Origin of the sequence: Haloterrigena alkaliphila (assembly GCF_017352155.2) — an archaeon.
Lineage (GTDB): Archaea > Halobacteriota > Halobacteria > Halobacteriales > Natrialbaceae > Haloterrigena > Haloterrigena alkaliphila.
The window spans coordinates 1,712,488-1,729,180 of sequence record NZ_CP071462.1; the positions used below are offsets into that span (position 1 = coordinate 1,712,488).

Genomic DNA, 16,693 nt, shown 5'->3' on the forward strand with positions numbered 1-16,693 from the left:
CCCAACACATGGTAGACGTAAGCCAACACGAACTCGTACCGGAGCACACGCTCCTCGAGGACGACGAACTCGAGGAGGTCCTCTCCGAGTACGACATCGACAGCACAGACTTACCGAAGATCAAGCGCACCGATCCCGCTCTGCCGGACGAGGCGGAGGCCGGCGACGTCATCAAGATCGTTCGCGACTCGCGGACGACCGATCAATCGATCGTATACCGACTCGTGGTGGAATAAATGGCAATGGAACTCGACCGCGACAACCGACGAGACATCTCGCGCGAATACTTCTCGAAGGAACGCCTCGCCGAACACCACTACCGGTCGTTCAACGCCTTCCTCAACCGGGGGATGCAGGAGGTCGTCGACGAGAAGGAGACGATCGACACGGACATCGGCGACAAGGAAGGCGAGGAGCCGGTCCACGTCGAACTCGGTGACGTCCGCGTCGTCACTCCCCGCGTTCGGGAGGCCGACGGGTCGGAGGAACTGCTCTACCCGCAGGAGGCCCGCCTTCGGAACATCACCTACTCCGCGCCGGTGTTCATGGAGATGTCCATCGTCAAGGGCGAGGAGGGCGACGAGCGGGTCGTCGACTCGACGGAGACCAAGATCGGCCGGATGCCGATCATGGTCGGTTCGGACAAGTGTAACATCGCCGGCTTCTCCGACGAGGAACTGATCGAGATCGGTGAAGACCCGGCCGACCCGGGCGGCTACTTCATCGTCAACGGCTCCGAGCGAGTCCTGATGACCAGCGAGGACCTCGCACCCAACAAGATCCTCGCGGAGTACGACACCAAGTACGGCGACGAGATCCAGGTCGCGAAGACCTTCTCGCAGCGCCGTGGCTACCGCGCCCTCGTACTCTGTGAACGCACTCGCGACGGGCTGCTCGAGGTCTCGTTCCCCTCGGTTTCGGGCTCGATCAACTTCGTCACCCTCGTGCGCGCACTCGGGCTCGAATCGGACGAGGAGATCGTCCACAAGGTCTCGAACGACCCCGAGGTCGTCAAGTACATGCTCGAGAACCTGGAGGAAGCGGAGGTCCAGTCCGAGGAGGAGGCCATCGAGGAACTCGGGAAACGCGTCGCCTCCGGGCAGGGCAAGAACTACCAGCTCAAGCGGGCCAACTACGTCATCGACCGCTACCTCCTGCCGCACCTCCACGAGGACGGCGTCGAGGAGGAAGACGTCCGGATCAACAAGGCCCACTACCTCTGTCGGATGGCCGAGGCCTGCTTCGAACTCGCGCTCGGACGGCGCGAATCCGACGACAAGGACCACTACGCCAACAAGCGCCTGAAGGTCAGCGGCGACCTGATGAAGGACCTGTTCCGGACCGCGCTGAACAAGCTGGCCCGGGACGTGAAGTACCAGCTCGAGCGCGCCAACATGCGCAACCGGAACCTCTCGGTCTCGACGGTCGTCCGCTCGGACGTCCTGACCGAGCGCCTCGAGCACCCGATCGCGACGGGGAACTGGGTCGGGGGCCGCTCGGGCGTCTCCCAGCTGGTCGACCGAACGGACTTCATGGGCGTGCTCTCACACCTTCGCCGGCTGCGCTCGCCGCTGTCGCGCAGTCAGCCCCACTTCGAGGCGCGGGACCTACACGCGACCCAGTGGGGTCGCATCTGCCCCTCCGAGACGCCCGAAGGGCCGAACTGTGGGCTGGTGAAGAACTTCGCGCAGGCGATGGAGCTCTCACAGAACGTCGAGGACGAACAGGAACTCAAACGCGAACTGGCATCGATGGGCGTCGAGGGGATTCCGGGCCTCGAGGGCATCGAACGATCGACCGCAGACGACTAATAAACAATGAGCAGCCAAAAGCGAGAAGCCAAGGTGTACGTCAACGGGTCGCTGGTGGGAACACACCCGAACCCGCACGAACTGGCAGAACAGATCCGCGAGGCGCGACGCATCGGCGACGTCAGCGAGATGGTCAACGTCTCGGTGAAAGACCGCACCCGCGAAGTGATCGTCAACGCCGACGCGGGACGGGCCCGACGGCCCCTGCTGGTCGTCGAGGACGGCGAGGCTCGCATCTCCGAGCAGGAGATCGAGGCGCTGCGGGAGGGTGACCTCGAGTTCGAGGATCTCGTCGACCACGGCTACATCGAGTTCATCGACGCCGAGGAGGAAGAGGACATCCTCGTGGCCGTCGACGAGGACGATCTGACCGAGAAACACACCCACCTCGAGATCGACCCGTCGCTGATCTTCGGGATCGGCGCGGGGATGATCCCCTACCCCGAGCACAACGCGAGTCCGCGTATTACGATGGGGGCGGGGATGGTCAAGCAGTCGCTGGGCCTGCCCAGCGCGAACTACCGGATCCGGCCGGACACGCGCCAGCACCTGCTGCACTACCCGCAGCTCTCGATGGTGAAGACCCAGACGACCGAACAGATCGGCTTCGACGAGCGACCCGCGGCCCAGAACTTCGTCGTCGCCGTGATGAGCTACGAGGGGTTCAACATCGAGGACGCGCTGGTCATGAACAAAGCCAGCGTCGAGCGCGCGCTCGCCCGCTCGCACTTCTTCCGGACCTACGAGGGCGAGGAACGCCGGTACCCGGGCGGTCAGGAGGACCGCTTCGAGATCCCCTCCCAGGACGTCCGCGGGGCCCGCGGCGAGGAAGCGTACAACCACCTGGACGAGGACGGTCTCGTCAATCCCGAGACGGCGGTCGACGAGAACAGCGTCCTGCTCGGGAAGACCTCCCCGCCGCGATTCTTGGAGGAGCCCGACGACATGGGTGGTCTCTCGCCCCAGAAGCGACGTGAGACCTCCGTTACGATGCGCTCGGGCGAGTCGGGCGTCGTCGACACCGTCACCCTGATGGAGGGCGAGGACGGCTCGAAGCTCTCGAAGGTCTCCGTGCGCGACGAGCGGATCCCCGAACTCGGGGACAAGTTCGCGAGCCGGCACGGTCAGAAGGGGGTCGTCGGCCACCTCGCGCCCCAGGAGGACATGCCCTTTACCGAGGAGGGGGTCGTCCCCGACCTCGTGCTCAATCCGCACGCGCTGCCGTCGCGGATGACCGTCGGCCACATCCTCGAGATGATCGGCGGTAAACTCGGCGCGATGGAGGGGCGTCGCGTCGACGGGACGCCGTTCCTCGGCGAGGACGAGGACGAACTCCGCGACGGCCTCGAGGAGATCGGCTTCAACTCGGCGGGCAAGGAGACCATGTACTCGGGGATCTCCGGCGAGAAGATCGAGGCCGAGATCTTCGTCGGGATCATCTTCTACCAGAAGCTCTACCACATGGTCTCGAACAAACTGCACGCCCGCTCGCGCGGGCCGGTGCAGGTGCTGACCCGCCAGCCCACGGAGGGTCGCGCCCGCGAAGGCGGCCTCCGTATCGGGGAGATGGAACGCGACGTGTTCATCGGCCACGGGGCCGCGATGACGCTGAAAGAACGACTCCTCGACGAGTCCGACCGCGAGTTCATCCACGTCTGTGCGAACTGCGGGATGAGCGCGGTCGAGAACGTCGAACAGCGGCGTGTCTACTGTCCGAACTGCGACGAGGAGACCGATATCCACGAGATCGAGATGAGTTACGCCTTCAAACTCCTGCTCGACGAGATGAAGGCGCTGGGTATCGCGCCGCGACTGGAACTGGAGGACGCCGTCTAACCCATGCAAACGAGTACACCCAAAGACATCGGATCGATCTCCTTCGGGCTCATGGAGCCCGAGGAGTATCGGGAGATGAGTGCGACGAAGATCATCACCGCCGACACCTACGACGACGACGGATTCCCCATCGACATGGGGTTGATGGACCCGCGACTCGGCGTGATCGACCCCGGCCTCGAGTGCAAGACCTGCGGCAAACACTCGGGGTCGTGTAACGGCCACTTCGGTCACATCGAACTGGCCGCGCCCGTCATTCACGTCGGCTTCACGAAGCTCATCCGGCGGCTCCTGCGAGGGACCTGTCGGGAGTGTTCGAAGCTGCTCCTGACGGAGGACGAACGCGACGAGTTCCGCGCGGACATCACGGAATCGCGCAAGCTCGGTCGGGACTTAAACGACGTCACCAAGGCCGCGATCCGGCAGGCTCGGAAGAAGGATCGCTGCCCGTTCTGCGGCGAGATTCAGTACGACATCGACCACGAGAAGCCGACCACTTACTACGAGGTCCAGCAGGTCCTGACCAGCGAGTACTCCCAGCGCATCGCGGGAGCGATGCAGGGCGACGAGGAGGAGGGCGTCGAGCGAACGACGCCGGACGAACTCGCCGAGAAGACCGACATCGAACTCACTCGGATCAACGAGATCCTCTCGGGCTCCTTCCGTCCGCGCGAAAGTCAGCGGAAGGCGATCGAGAAGGCCCTGGACATCGACCTGACCGAGGAGGACACGAACAAGCTGATGCCCAGCGACATCCGGGACTGGTTCGAGAACATCCCGGACGAGGACATCGAAGTGCTGGGAATCGATCCCGCGAAGTCCCGGCCGGAGTGGATGATCCTCACCGTCCTCCCGGTACCGCCGGTCACCGCGCGGCCGTCGATCACGCTCGACAACGGCCAGCGCTCCGAGGACGACCTGACACACAAGCTGGTCGACATCATCCGGATCAACCAGCGGTTCATGGAGAACCGCGAGGCCGGCGCCCCGCAACTGATCATCGAGGACCTCTGGGAACTGCTCCAGTACCACGTCACCACGTTCATGGACAACGAGATCTCGGGCACGCCGCCGGCACGACACCGCTCGGGCCGGCCGCTGAAGACCCTCTCCCAGCGGCTGAAGGGCAAGGAGGGCCGCTTCCGGGGCTCGCTGTCCGGGAAGCGTGTGAACTTCTCGGCCCGAACCGTCATCTCGCCGGACCCGACCCTCTCGCTCAACGAGGTCGGCGTCCCCGACCGCGTCGCCAAGGAGATGACCCAGACGATGAACGTCACCGAGCGCAACCTCGAGGACGCTCGACGGTTCGTCTCGAACGGCCCAGAGGGCCACCCCGGCGCGAACTACGTTCGCCGACCGGACGGCCGTCGACTGAAGGTGACCGAGAAGAACTGCGAGCAGCTCGCGGAGAAGGTCGAGGCCGGCTGGGAAGTGAACCGCCACCTCATCGACGGCGACATCGTCATCTTCAACCGGCAGCCGTCGCTCCACCGGATGTCGATCATGGCCCACGAGGTCGTGGTCATGCCGTACAAGACGTTCCGTCTGAACACCGTCGTCTGTCCGCCGTACAACGCCGACTTCGACGGCGACGAGATGAACATGCACGCGCTGCAAAACGAGGAGGCCCGCGCCGAAGCGCGCGTCCTCATGCGCGTGCAGGAACAGATCCTGAGCCCGCGGTTCGGCGAGAACATCATCGGGGCCATCCAGGACCACATCAGTGGGATGTACCTGCTGACCGCCGACAACCCCCGATTCAACGAGACCCAGGCGCTCGACCTCCTGCGCGCGACCCGGATCGACGAACTGCCCGAACCCAGCGGGATCGACGACGAGGGCAAGCCGTTCTGGACCGGCTACGACGTCTTCTCCGAACTGCTGCCCGACGATCTGAACCTCGAGTTCACGGGCACCATCGGCGAGCCGGTCGTCATCGAAGACGGCCAGCTGATCGAGGGCACCATCGCCGAGGACGAGGTCGGCGAGTTCGGCGGCGAGATCGTCGACACCATCACGAAGGTCTACGGCAACACCCGCGCCCGGATCTTCATCAACGAGGTCTCGACGCTGGCGATGCGTGCGATCATGCACTTCGGGTTCTCGATCGGGATCGACGACGAAACGATCCCGGAGGAGGCTCGGGAACGCATCGACGAGACGATCGACGACGCCAACGACCGCGTCGAAGAGCTGATCGAAGCCTACGAGAACAACGAACTCGAGAGCCTCCCGGGGCGGACGATCGACGAGACCCTCGAGATGAAGATCATGCAGACGCTCTCGCGTGCGCGTGACAACGCCGGGAACATCGCCGACGAGCACTTCGACGACGAGAACCCGGCGGTCGTCATGGCCAACTCCGGTGCCCGCGGATCGATGCTCAACCTGACCCAGATGGCCGGCGCCGTCGGCCAGCAGGCGGTTCGGGGCGAGCGGATCAACCGCGGCTACGAGGACCGCACCCTCTCCCACTACGAACCCAACGACCTCTCCGCGGAGGCCCACGGCTTCGTCGAGAACTCCTACACCAGCGGCCTCACCCCGCGGGAGTTCTTCTTCCACGCGATGGGCGGCCGCGAGGGACTGGTCGACACCGCCGTTCGAACGTCGAAGTCCGGTTACCTGCAGCGTCGACTGATCAACGCGCTGTCGGAACTCGAGACCCAGTACGACGGCACCGTCCGGGACACCTCGGACACCATCGTCCAGTTCGAGTTCGGCGAGGACGGCACCTCGCCGGTCAAGGTTTCCTCGGGCGACGACAACGAGATCGACGTCGAGGCGATCGCCGATCGCGTCATCGACTCCGAGTTCGCTTCCGAGGCGGAGCGAGACGAGTTCCTCGGCATCAGGACCGAGCCGACGAATCTCTCCGAGCACGCCGACGATCGACTCACCGAGGGACGGGAGGTGACCTCCGATGACTGAGGTGGCCTACGACGTCGACGACGACACCATCGCGGTCGTCGAGGACACCGACCTCCCGCGGCGACTCAAAGACGAGGTCTACGAGACGCTCGAGGGTCGCGCCGACGCGACCGTCGAGGACGCCGACGAACTCGCGAAGGCCGTCGAGGACCGCTACGTCGACACGCGGGTCGATCCGCTCGATCCCGTCGGCACCGTCTCGGCCCAGTCGATCGGCGAACCCGGCACCCAGCTGACGATGAACACGTTCCACTACGCGGGGGTCGCCGAGATCGACGTGACCCAGGGGCTGCCGCGACTGATCGAACTGGTCGACGCCCGGAAGACCCCGGACACGCCGATGATGACCGTCTACCTCGAGGACGAGTACGCGACCGAGCGCGAGAAGGCCCACGAGGTCGTCTGGAACATCGAAGCCACGCAGATCCTCGCGCTGGGTGACGTCTCGACGAACGTCGCGGACATGCGCGTCCAGATCTCGCTCAACGAGGATACGCTGCGCGAGCGGATGATCGAACCGGAGGAGGTCGCCGAGATCATCGAGGACAACCTCGGTGTGACCGCGATCCAGCAGGGAACCGAGATCCAGTTCGGCCCCGAGGAACCCTCGTATCGGGATCTCCTGCAACTGGTCGAGGAACTGCGCGATATCACGTTCAAGGGGATCGAGGAGATCTCCCGGGTCGTCATCCGCCGCGAGGAACTCGACGAGGGCGAGCAGTTCGTCCTCTACACCGAGGGATCGGCCTTCGGCGACGTCCTAGAGATCGAGGGCGTCGACGCCTCGCGAACCACCTGTAACAACATCCACGAGATCCACCGTAACCTCGGCATCGAGGCGGCCCGCGAGGCCATCATCGAGGAGACGAACAACACGCTGGCCGAGCAGGGGCTGGACGACGTCAACGTTCGCCACCTGATGCTGGTCGCCGACATCATGACCAACCGCGGCGAGATCGAATCGATCGGCCGCCACGGCATCTCGGGTTCGAAGGACTCTGTCCTCGCCCGCGCGGCGTTCGAGGTGACGGTCAACCACCTGCTCAACGCCGCGATCCACGGGGAGATCGACGAACTGGACGGCGTCACGGAGAACGTCATCGTCGGCAAACCGATCAAGCTCGGCACCGGCGACGTCGACCTCCGGATGGGATCGACGAGTTCCGGCAGCAGTCAGGCCGACTGATCGATGGGCGTCACCTTAGACGACGACGCTCGGCAGTACCTCGCCGCGTTCGAGGACGTGACCGGCGTGGACGGGCAGGACTGTCTCGTCCTCGCGGCCGGCGACGCCGCGGACGCGGACGAGCGGCTCGTCGTCGTCGTCTCGAGCGGACGGATGAGCGAGGCGATCGGTCCCGGGGGCCGAACCGTCGGCCGCTACGAAGACCGCGTCGGCGTGCCCGTCAGGCTCGTCGAAGACGCCGACGATCCCGAGGCGTTCGTCGCGAACGCGTTCTCGCCCGCGGCGGTCTACAACGTCACGATCAGCGAGAACGAGGACACCGTCGCCTACGTCGAGGTGGCCGAGGAGGACCGCGGCGTCGCCATCGGCTCGAACGGTCGCACGATCGAGGACGTACGCAGGCTCGCGGCGCGTCACTTCGACATCGACGACGTCCAGTTGCTCTGATTTTTTCGGGGCGGTCGCTTCGAATCCGCTCCTGCGCGGCGGGCGGACCGTTTCGGCTCCCGTACGGAAACCTCTCGGCCGCCGAGCGTCGCTCCCACGTTCTCCGCCCGTAACTCGAGCACCGAAACGCCCGCAGATTCGGCGAGCGGGGTAGCTCGAGCGCTCTCGAGCCGTCACGCCGACTCGAAACGGGTCGCTTAAGTGCCTTCGTCGGATAGCGACGGGTACTATGGCAAACGGCAAATACGCCGCGCGCAAGCTCAAGAAGGACCGCCAGGAGCAGCGGTGGTCCGACTCCGACTACGCGCGCCGCGCACGGGGCCTCCGCGAGAAGTCCGACCCGCTCGAGGGCGCTCCGCAGGGCCGCGGTATCGTCCTCGAAAAGGTAGGCATCGAAGCGAAACAGCCCAACTCGGCGATCCGAAAGTGCGTCCGAGTGCAACTGATCAAGAACGGCAAACAGGTCACCGCGTTCTGTCCCGGTGACGGCGCGATCAGCTTCATCGACGAACACGACGAAGTCACCATCGCCGGGATCGGTGGTGCAAAGGGTCGTGCGATGGGTGACCTCTCCGGCGTCAACTACAAGGTCGACAAGGTCAACGGCGTCGCGCTGAAGGAACTCGTTCGCGGAAACGCGGAGAAACCGGTGCGATAACCATGGCTGCAGAAGACCAACCCGACCCGGACGCCCCCGCTGGTGGCGCAGACGTCGGCGCGAAACTGTTCGGCACCTGGGAGATCGACGAGATCGCCTACGAGGATCCGTCGACCGAACGCTACATCGCGGTGACGCCGGTCGCACACACCGCCGGCCGTCACGCGAGCAAGCAGTTCCAGAAGTCCCAGATCTCGATCGTCGAGCGCTTCATCAATCGTCTCATGCAGACGGAGGAGAACACGGGCAAGAAACAGCAGTCGCTCAACCACGTCCGTGAAGCGTTCGAACTCATCCACGAGCGCACCGACGAGAACCCCGTTCAGGTGCTCGTGACCGCCGTCGAGAACGCCGCTCCACGCGAGGAGACCGTCCGCCTGAAGTACGGTGGGATTTCGGTCCCCAAGGCCGTCGACGTCGCACCGCAGCGTCGCGTCGATCAGGCCCTGAAGTTCCTCGCCGAAGGCGTCTACAACGCCTCGTTCAAGACCACGACCGACGTCGAGGAGGCCATCGCCAACCAGCTCGTCGGCGCCGCCAACTACGACGTCCAGACCTACGCGGTCAGCCAGAAGGAAGAGAAAGAGCGCGTCGCGGCGGCTGCACGCTAACCGATCGACGTTTTCGGCTGCGTTCGTTTTCGCTGGCTTCGGATACTAGATGCAGAGCAATGTGCCTCTACTCACAGTTCACTCGTTTTGATCTCAGCACTCCAGCGGAGTTCTCCGTCAAGAAAGACTGGCATTTGTTCCAAATCTATAAATCTAAGAAATTCCGCTTTAGTCAGCGTGTACGGGCCGATTTGCTGGGGTACAACGTAATACTCGTCAACCCCATCAATATAGGGAGTGAACAGGCCCCCTTTCTTTGTCTTTGATCCTGCATACGACGTGATGAAGACTTCAAGACGATCGCTTTTACGGGTAACAGAACAAACATTCGGCGAACCGCTATCAGATTGTGCTATGATTTGTCTCCCATCACCGACGATGTGATATCGATTTGCAACATCCGCTTCCATTCGCGCAATATCGAGCGCAGCATAGAGCGAATACCCTCTATTCAACAGAGACGATATCGTACGGCCGACTCGGACTGCTTCCCTGTTACAAACCTCATCAGTCGTAACGATTCCTCCAATGCTTCCCGCCTCGATGAGTCTCACCCCCTGTTCATGGGATTGACACCCATTAAGAAGAAATGCTTTTGTACCGATTTTTTCGATATTTCCTGCGTCTAATACTCCGTCTGAACACCGGAATCCATCCGAATCAATGTGGCCAATATAATGTAGGAAGTCGTTCTCTCGAGACAACACCTCCTGAAGACGGTTCGTTGTAAGGTCGTGGTGAATAGTGATGTCAAACGGAACATCGTCACGGTCGCCATATATACTATAGACCGTGATAAGTTCCTCATTCATAGCTGAATCATTGCAAACGATCTCGATCTCGAGGGGACCATCTTTTGGGGTCTGATCAACAGCCTGATGGAACGCTGATAGCACAGCTGTACTAGTAATTTCACTCCCATCTCCCTGACTCCACGTCTGCGGCACTACCGTTTTTTCCGAGACTATTTTCCCTATATACTCAGCGTTGTCTGGACTTTCTGGTAGCTGATTCGGTATTGAGGACTGATTCGATGATGTCGCTTGATTATTTCCTTGTTCTATCGTGATGGTGCCGAGATCAATAACTGCAAACGGTAAAAAGCCAATATGGTCTGGAATCGCTTGGAGCTTGGTTGTACGCTGCCACTTTGGAATACATGGTTCTACTGTCGAATAGGAAACGTTGAGATAGCGTTCCAGTTGTGCCATGTTAGACAGATCACACAACTCATTTATGTCTAGGTCAAGAGAAGGCTCGATTTCTTGCCTTTCGTATGATTTTAGCGGCGTCGTCCCCTCGGTTCGTACAATGCAATCGAGCAGAAATGTTTGATTGAGTATCCGCTCTACCGTCGTTTCGAACCCTTCTTTCCTATCTAGTGAGTAGGAGAACCCAGTCTCGGTGACTATCTGGGGCTTTGACGCAGGAACAACTTCTGCAGCCAAATAGTATGCCAGTGGTGCAACGACGAAAATATGGCGCAATGTCGACGGGATCTCGATTTGAACGCCTGTCTCAGGTGGAGTTAACGTATCTGGGATGTCAAGGTGGTCAGCTATCGATACTATCGGGGGATGGGCACGATGTGTTGGGTACGAATGTTCCGCCCCTGTCGTCTTCAGCGCAGATCCAAACCGCGAAACGGATTTCATCACGGCCGTTGGGTCAGTTGTCGTTTTGATGGTTTCTCTCGGGCGGGTATGGTACGACCGTGCACCGATGGTGATCGAGCTCGGTTTACCAAATGAAACAGTTGTTTTGTGGTTAGCGATCCGTATTCTAATCGCACTTTCAACATATACATAGACTTTCAATGTACGGGATATATCAAGGATATATTCGGACTCTGGAAGGTCAGTACATTCGTTCGGCTGTATCTCAGTAATTAGTGAACCACCGCGGTCGCGCACATATACCGTACTATTAGTTGGCAGGGTGAGATCGGCAGTCGTTATTTGTACTGCTTTTTCTATCGGATATGGTATTTCGTTAGCAGTAGCTGATTCAGGTGTAACTGTCGTACCAGTTTCAACTGGGTATCGTCCACGTCCAACCGGATCAATAATAACTAACCTATCTTTCGTGACTTCGAATTTCGGTTTCATTTGTAGTGAAATGATAGTGGGATATTCAGAGCAATTTATCTCATATCGGATCGAATGTGAACTATCGATAGTATATATTAGAGACATTATTTATATCTCTCTGTTTCGACGATAGTCTGATCCAGTTGACTTCTGACTACATTTAATAGTATCTACTCTCCCAGTAGTGGTAGGAACTGTGTTACTGGAATCTACTTCCCACCTGTTCATCGTTCATCGATCCCTCTCCCTTCCCGATCTGTATTCGGATCGATCACGAGTTTCTGCGACCATACATCAGGCCGATTTAGATCAGTCGATCCTCGAGCAGATCGACGACCACTACGACCTGCTCGTTCTCGACTGGGGCCTCGAGACGCGCGATCCGCGTGGAGTCCTCGATACCTTCCAACAGCGTGCACCGGACACGCAGGTGCTCGTCCTTGCCGACGACGTTCCGACGGACGATCCCGTGGATCGCGGTGCGGACGAACTCCTCGTCACACCGGTTTCTGACGAGCGGTTGCAGTCGACGATCGAACGATTACTTCTGCAACAGGCCTACGAGGAAGCGATGAACGAGTTCTTCCGACTGTCGACAGAGCGTGCCCTGCTCGAAAGCGAACTCCAGTCCGGCCTCGATGTTGCGGATCGGTACGAGGCTGTCGTCCGTGATCTCTCCGAGTATCGGCGTCGAACCGCTGCGATTCGCGATGAACTTTCGAACGAGGAGTTCGATCAGGCGCTTCGGCAGTTGCTCGAGTAGTTCGTTTCGCACGTTATTGCGCCTCAGACCCGTCAGAGGCCTTAAATCCGATTTGGAACAGCTATGCTATTCTATAACACTATCATTTATTAATCGGATATATTAAAATAAATTTATAATAATCGCGCCCCATGGATAAAACGCACCATGAGCAACCTAACCCACTACCTGAAGAATCACCCACGAATGATCGGCGTCCTGTTCACGATCCTGCTTGCCCTATCGCAGGCTGGGTCTGCCGCTGCTGGCGGAATGGGCGGCTTCGCAGGATTATAATTCGTCAGCCGGAATTTCGCTGCTCCATTTTAACGACCCATTCATAATAACTGGAAAGTCCCCCATATTAAAAAAGTCGGATATTTGTTCCTCAGTTGCTTTAAACGGCCCTTGTTCCCCCGATGTTAAAAAGTACATCTCATTCTCCTCTAAATAAGGGATACACACGCTCCCTTTTTGTAACCCAGTTGTCGTATATGTTTCCATGCGAATGTTAAACTTATGCTCATTACTGTTGGTCTCACATACAAACGGCGGTCCCGTTTCTGATTGAGCAATTGTCGTCATTCCATCCCCCGCTATGAGGTATTGTTGCCCAACAATGTTTTCCCTTCGTACAACATCAAGTGCGGCATAGAGTGGGAAACCTTGGTTTAGCAAACGAGCAACTGATCCCCCAACTTTAATCGCTCCACTATTAATTATGTCATGAATAGTTACAATTCCTCCAATACTACCTGATTCTACTAACTGTATCCCTTGATCATATGATTGACATGCATTAAGGAAGAATGCTTTTACACCGACACACTCTATTTCTGACACGTCTAATTTTCCGTTCGAACATTCAAATCCATCTCTGTCAATATGTCCGATAAAATGCATAAAATCGATATTCTTTGCTAAAACATTCTCTAACTCACCCGTCTTCAGGTTATAATGGAAAGTCACGTCAAACGGTAGCTCTTCTCGAACTCCATAGACACTATTTACCGCCTCGAGTTCTTCTCTCATTTCCGAATCATTACACACAACTTCTATTTCGATAGGATCCTCCCTGGGAGTCCGACTCCTACTGTGGTGGAATGCCGAAAGAGGTACCATACTCCTTATATCAGATGAATTAATACTGTTCCATGACTGTTTTATTGTTGGTATGTCTGATTGCTCAATGGATGAACCCGCGGATCGTGAGCTTCGAGTTGAATTTGCACTTCGCGTATAGCTATTTCGCATGAAATCCTCAACTGCTTGCATTTCAGCAGGTGACGATAATTCTCCCCTATTCTCTTGAATTTTAACTATTGATAGACCATCAGCTATATATGGGAGAAATTCGATAATTTCATCAGTTATAGACAAATATGTCTTACATCTCCACTCCGGGAAATACGGCTCTACCGTACTAAACGCAACTGAAAGATATCTTTCAATCTGCCCCGGTAGTTTCTGATGATATGTCTCTTCGATATTGAATCCCAACTTTTGCTCAACTGCCTCTCGTTCATACAAGGGGAGCGGTGTAATCCCTTCAGTTCTGACTATACAATCGAGAAAGAAAACTTGCTTTAACACATCCTCTACTGTTCTCTCAAGATCCCCTTCCTTCTCAAGATCGCATGTGAATCCATTCTTAGTGCTGAGCTGAGGCGATTCTCCTGGAACGACTTCAGCACTTAGATAATATGCTAAAGGGGTAACAACAGATACGTGTCGGAGCGTTGGTGGTATTTCTATTTGAATACCTGTCTCTGGCGATTTTATTTCTTTGGGAATATCCAACTCTTCACCAAGTTTGATAGCGGCGGGGTGTCCTCGATGAGTTGGGTATGAGCGTTCCGGCGTTGTTGATTTCAATGCAGACCCAAAGGCAGAGACCGCTTCCATTACATCGGTTGGTTCTACTGAAGTTGTAATTGTTCCGGCTGGACGCCTGTGATACGATCGTGCACCGATTGTGACTGGCACTGTTTCTTCGAATGTTATGTACGTTCGATCTCTATCAGAATAAATATATACTTGACTCTCTACAAGCGCATAAACTTTCAACGGGCCAGACAAGTCGAGTGTATAGTTGTCAGCCGGTAATGATACTTGCTTACTCGGACGAACTTCTGCAATCATAGATCCACTACCATCACGGACATAGACGCTCTCATTCGTCGGCAACGTAATCATCTCAGTTGAGACCTCGACGGCTGACGCCACTGGGAACTGAATTCGTTCCGTATCAACAGGCTCTGGATCGACCGACTCGTGGGTCGTCAGCCGATACCGATGTCGTTCGATCGGATCGATAATCTCGAGGCCGTCGTCAGTCGGTTCGAATTTCGGTTTCATGGAATTAGAGAGCAAGCAGCGAGTGGAGATGGTCGTCGAACGGGATACGCAACGTGACGCTAGAGGTCCGGATAGGTGTTACGACTGCGAAATCGAAATCCAGCCGGAGCTGAGATCGCCGTCGTTGATCGACCAGCGTTCCTGGAAGGTCCCGTTCTGTTCCCGGAGCTCGATGACGATATCGAACAGCGGTGTCAGGACCGAGACGACGTCGGAGTTGCGGTCCATGGGGAGGTGATAGTGGATCATGCCGTCGGTGTCTCGCGTCCGGCCGTTCGTCAGATGGACGAACTTGAAGACGCGTTCGGCACCGTACTCCTCGATGAGTGGGACCAGCGAGTCGACGCCGACGCGGAGTTCCGCGGGAGCGAGGCCGTCGGCCTCGGTTTCGAATCCTTCGATCGCACTCGAGATAGCGATACCGAGGTCGGCGAGGGTGGTCGTCGTCACCGGGCTCTCGTCGGCCGATGGGGAGATTGGGCCGGGTCCACTCGAAGCGGTTTCACTGGCCGCAGTTTCACTTGTTGCACTTCGAGCCTGCGTCGCGTAGTTGACGCGTGTGAGCGTTTCCGACGACTCGGTCTCGTCCTCGGCGAGGTGGGTGTGGGTTGCACCGGTCGTCGAGACGAGCACGCGTCGGCGTGGTTGGGAGGTCGCCTGCCCCAGGAGCCGTCGACTGACGTCCCGTCGCTGCTCGGTTCGTACGGAACCGACGACGAGAACGCTCGCTCCCTGTCGTTTCAACTGCGAGAGTTCGTCGGTGAATCGGTCGTCACCCGACCCGCCACCCCAGTCTTTGCGCGAAAGCATCAATATATGTTATCCAATTAGTGGGATCAAACATTAAATGTTCGGGTTGAAGTGAACTCGATTGCCTCCCGTATGCAATCCGTCGGGGCTCAGTCCGCTGCCGGTCCCTCGCCGCCGACGTACGCCCGGGTCGCGTCGACGAGGACCTGCCGGTACGTACTCGAGTCGGGGTCGCGGACGAGTTCGCGGAAGCGGCGCTTGAATCCCTGAAAGTCCACCTGCGGGGCGTCCATCGCAGCGGCGTGGGCGAGGTCGTACAGTCGGTGGTTCTCGTCGACCAGTTCGTGGCGTTCGGCGAGCGCCAGCGCGAACGCGGCGTTGACCGCCGTGATCTCGGGGTCGGCACTCGCCGAGAGTCGCTGGAAGCCCGGTCGGGACGGGGTCTCGGGACGATCGGCGACCGCCATCGCGAGACTGGACTCGAGAAAGGAGAGCAGTTTCTCGCCGGGGTCGACCGAGAGCGTGATGTCGTCGGCGTAGATGTCTTTCATGTGGTTGGCGATCTGGTAACAGTGGGAGAGTTTGCGCCGCTCGACGCTCTTGCCGGCCAGCGCGAGGTAGAGCACTTCCTCGGTCGACTGGGTGTGGGAGGGGTGTTCCTGCTCGTGTCTGGCCATGTGTGCGAACTCGTGGAGGGCGAGTTCGCGGGCCATGGCGCTCGAGGCGGCCTGTCGAGAGATGTTCAGCACGTGGTGGTCGTCGTAGTGGGCGGCCCAGGTGCGTTCGTCGGGGTCGTCCCGGAGGTGCACGCGGACCGGCAACGAGAGGTCGTGTTCGGTTTCGAAGAGATCGCGGGCGCTGAGGAATGGAGAGGTCGGGCCCGGTCCCTGTACGCGTATATCCATGTGTGGTAGTGGCAAGGGTCTCGCGGGGTTTGACTCTTTTGTGCGGTTGCACGGAGTCGAACTCGGACCGATAGCGTTCGCGCCCGACGTGGATCGAATCGCGTTCGCGGTTCTCTGCTCGAACTCGATCTCGTTCCGAAGACGGCGGTCTCGGAATCGAATCCCGGGACGGCGTTCAGGCGGCGGGCGATCCCCGCTTCCCCATCGCGATTCCGCTCGAGAGGAACGCTCATCGACTCGAGCTGGTCACGTCACCTGAATCCTCTTCCACGGCGTAACGAACGTTGTTGCCGCGGTCCGGCGTCGAGAGTCTCGGTTAGCGGTAGCCGGTCGTTTCCGACTGGCGGCATCCCCACAAATATGAGTGG

General features: G+C 58.8%; 14 protein-coding genes. 10 read left to right on the forward strand and 4 right to left on the reverse strand.

Annotation, left to right across the window (positions count from 1 at the left end; all coding sequences use genetic code 11):
* Positions 1-8 precede the first annotated feature (8 nt).
* From J0X25_RS27165 to J0X25_RS27200, 8 genes are all read left to right on the forward strand, one after another.
* Positions 9-236 carry a DNA-directed RNA polymerase subunit H gene (locus tag J0X25_RS27165; protein WP_207290659.1) on the forward strand — a complete coding sequence of 76 codons (228 nt, stop codon included), beginning with the start codon at positions 9-11 and terminating at the stop codon, positions 234-236.
* On the forward strand, positions 237-1,811 hold the full coding sequence (locus J0X25_RS27170) for a DNA-directed RNA polymerase subunit B'' (protein WP_207290660.1): 1,575 nt from the start codon (positions 237-239) through the stop codon (positions 1,809-1,811).
* A gap of 6 nt (positions 1,812-1,817) precedes the next feature.
* Positions 1,818-3,647, forward strand: coding sequence for a DNA-directed RNA polymerase subunit B (rpoB, locus tag J0X25_RS27175; protein WP_207290661.1), 1,830 nt, complete (start codon positions 1,818-1,820; stop codon positions 3,645-3,647).
* A 3-nt stretch (positions 3,648-3,650) separates the two neighbouring features.
* Positions 3,651-6,578, forward strand: coding sequence for a DNA-directed RNA polymerase subunit A' (locus tag J0X25_RS27180; protein WP_207290662.1), 2,928 nt, complete (start codon positions 3,651-3,653; stop codon positions 6,576-6,578).
* Positions 6,571-7,764, forward strand: coding sequence for a DNA-directed RNA polymerase subunit A'' (rpoA2, locus tag J0X25_RS27185; protein ID WP_207290663.1), 1,194 nt, complete (start codon positions 6,571-6,573; stop codon positions 7,762-7,764). The genes J0X25_RS27180 and rpoA2 overlap by 8 nt, the downstream gene beginning before the upstream one ends.
* 3 nt (positions 7,765-7,767) lie before the next feature.
* A complete protein-coding gene (locus J0X25_RS27190) occupies positions 7,768-8,211 on the forward strand; it encodes a NusA-like transcription termination signal-binding factor (RefSeq protein WP_207290664.1) in 444 nt (147 codons plus the stop codon).
* Between the two features lie 229 nt (positions 8,212-8,440).
* Positions 8,441-8,869 (forward strand): 30S ribosomal protein S12, encoded by a 429-nt coding sequence (locus J0X25_RS27195; protein ID WP_006671958.1) that lies wholly within the window; start codon positions 8,441-8,443, stop codon positions 8,867-8,869.
* Positions 8,870-8,871: 2 nt separating this feature from the next.
* Positions 8,872-9,480: a 30S ribosomal protein S7 gene (locus J0X25_RS27200; RefSeq protein ID WP_207290665.1), complete on the forward strand. Its 609-nt coding sequence runs from the start codon at positions 8,872-8,874 to the stop codon at positions 9,478-9,480.
* Positions 9,481-9,551: 71 nt separating this feature from the next.
* Here J0X25_RS27200 and J0X25_RS27205 read toward each other — a convergent pair whose 3' ends face one another.
* Positions 9,552-11,588 carry a hypothetical protein gene (locus J0X25_RS27205; RefSeq protein ID WP_207290666.1) on the reverse strand — a complete coding sequence of 679 codons (2,037 nt, stop codon included), beginning with the start codon at positions 11,586-11,588 and terminating at the stop codon, positions 9,552-9,554.
* Between the two features lie 178 nt (positions 11,589-11,766).
* Here J0X25_RS27205 and J0X25_RS27210 point away from each other — a divergent pair, with 178 nt between their 5' ends.
* Both J0X25_RS27210 and J0X25_RS39995 read left to right on the forward strand, forming a co-directional pair.
* Positions 11,767-12,333 carry a HalX domain-containing protein gene (locus tag J0X25_RS27210; RefSeq protein WP_225896750.1) on the forward strand — a complete coding sequence of 189 codons (567 nt, stop codon included), beginning with the start codon at positions 11,767-11,769 and terminating at the stop codon, positions 12,331-12,333.
* A 147-nt stretch (positions 12,334-12,480) separates the two neighbouring features.
* A complete protein-coding gene (locus J0X25_RS39995) occupies positions 12,481-12,609 on the forward strand; it encodes a DUF7503 family protein (RefSeq protein ID WP_425600932.1) in 129 nt (42 codons plus the stop codon).
* Here J0X25_RS39995 and J0X25_RS27215 read toward each other — a convergent pair.
* The 3 genes from J0X25_RS27215 to J0X25_RS27225 all read right to left on the reverse strand — a co-directional run bounded on the left by J0X25_RS27215 (position 12,604) and on the right by J0X25_RS27225 (position 16,325).
* The gene (locus J0X25_RS27215; RefSeq protein ID WP_345778476.1) at positions 12,604-14,217 is read right to left on the reverse strand and encodes a hypothetical protein; all 1,614 of its coding nucleotides are present in this window, start codon (positions 14,215-14,217) and stop codon (positions 12,604-12,606) included. The genes J0X25_RS39995 and J0X25_RS27215 overlap by 6 nt on opposite strands.
* Before the next feature lie 531 nt (positions 14,218-14,748).
* On the reverse strand, positions 14,749-15,480 hold the full coding sequence (locus J0X25_RS27220; RefSeq protein WP_207290668.1) for a DUF7504 family protein: 732 nt from the start codon (positions 15,478-15,480) through the stop codon (positions 14,749-14,751).
* A gap of 89 nt (positions 15,481-15,569) precedes the next feature.
* Entirely contained in the window at positions 15,570-16,325 is a 756-nt protein-coding gene (locus J0X25_RS27225; protein ID WP_207290669.1) for a DUF5781 family protein, read from the reverse strand.
* Between the last annotated feature and the right edge of the window lie 368 nt (positions 16,326-16,693).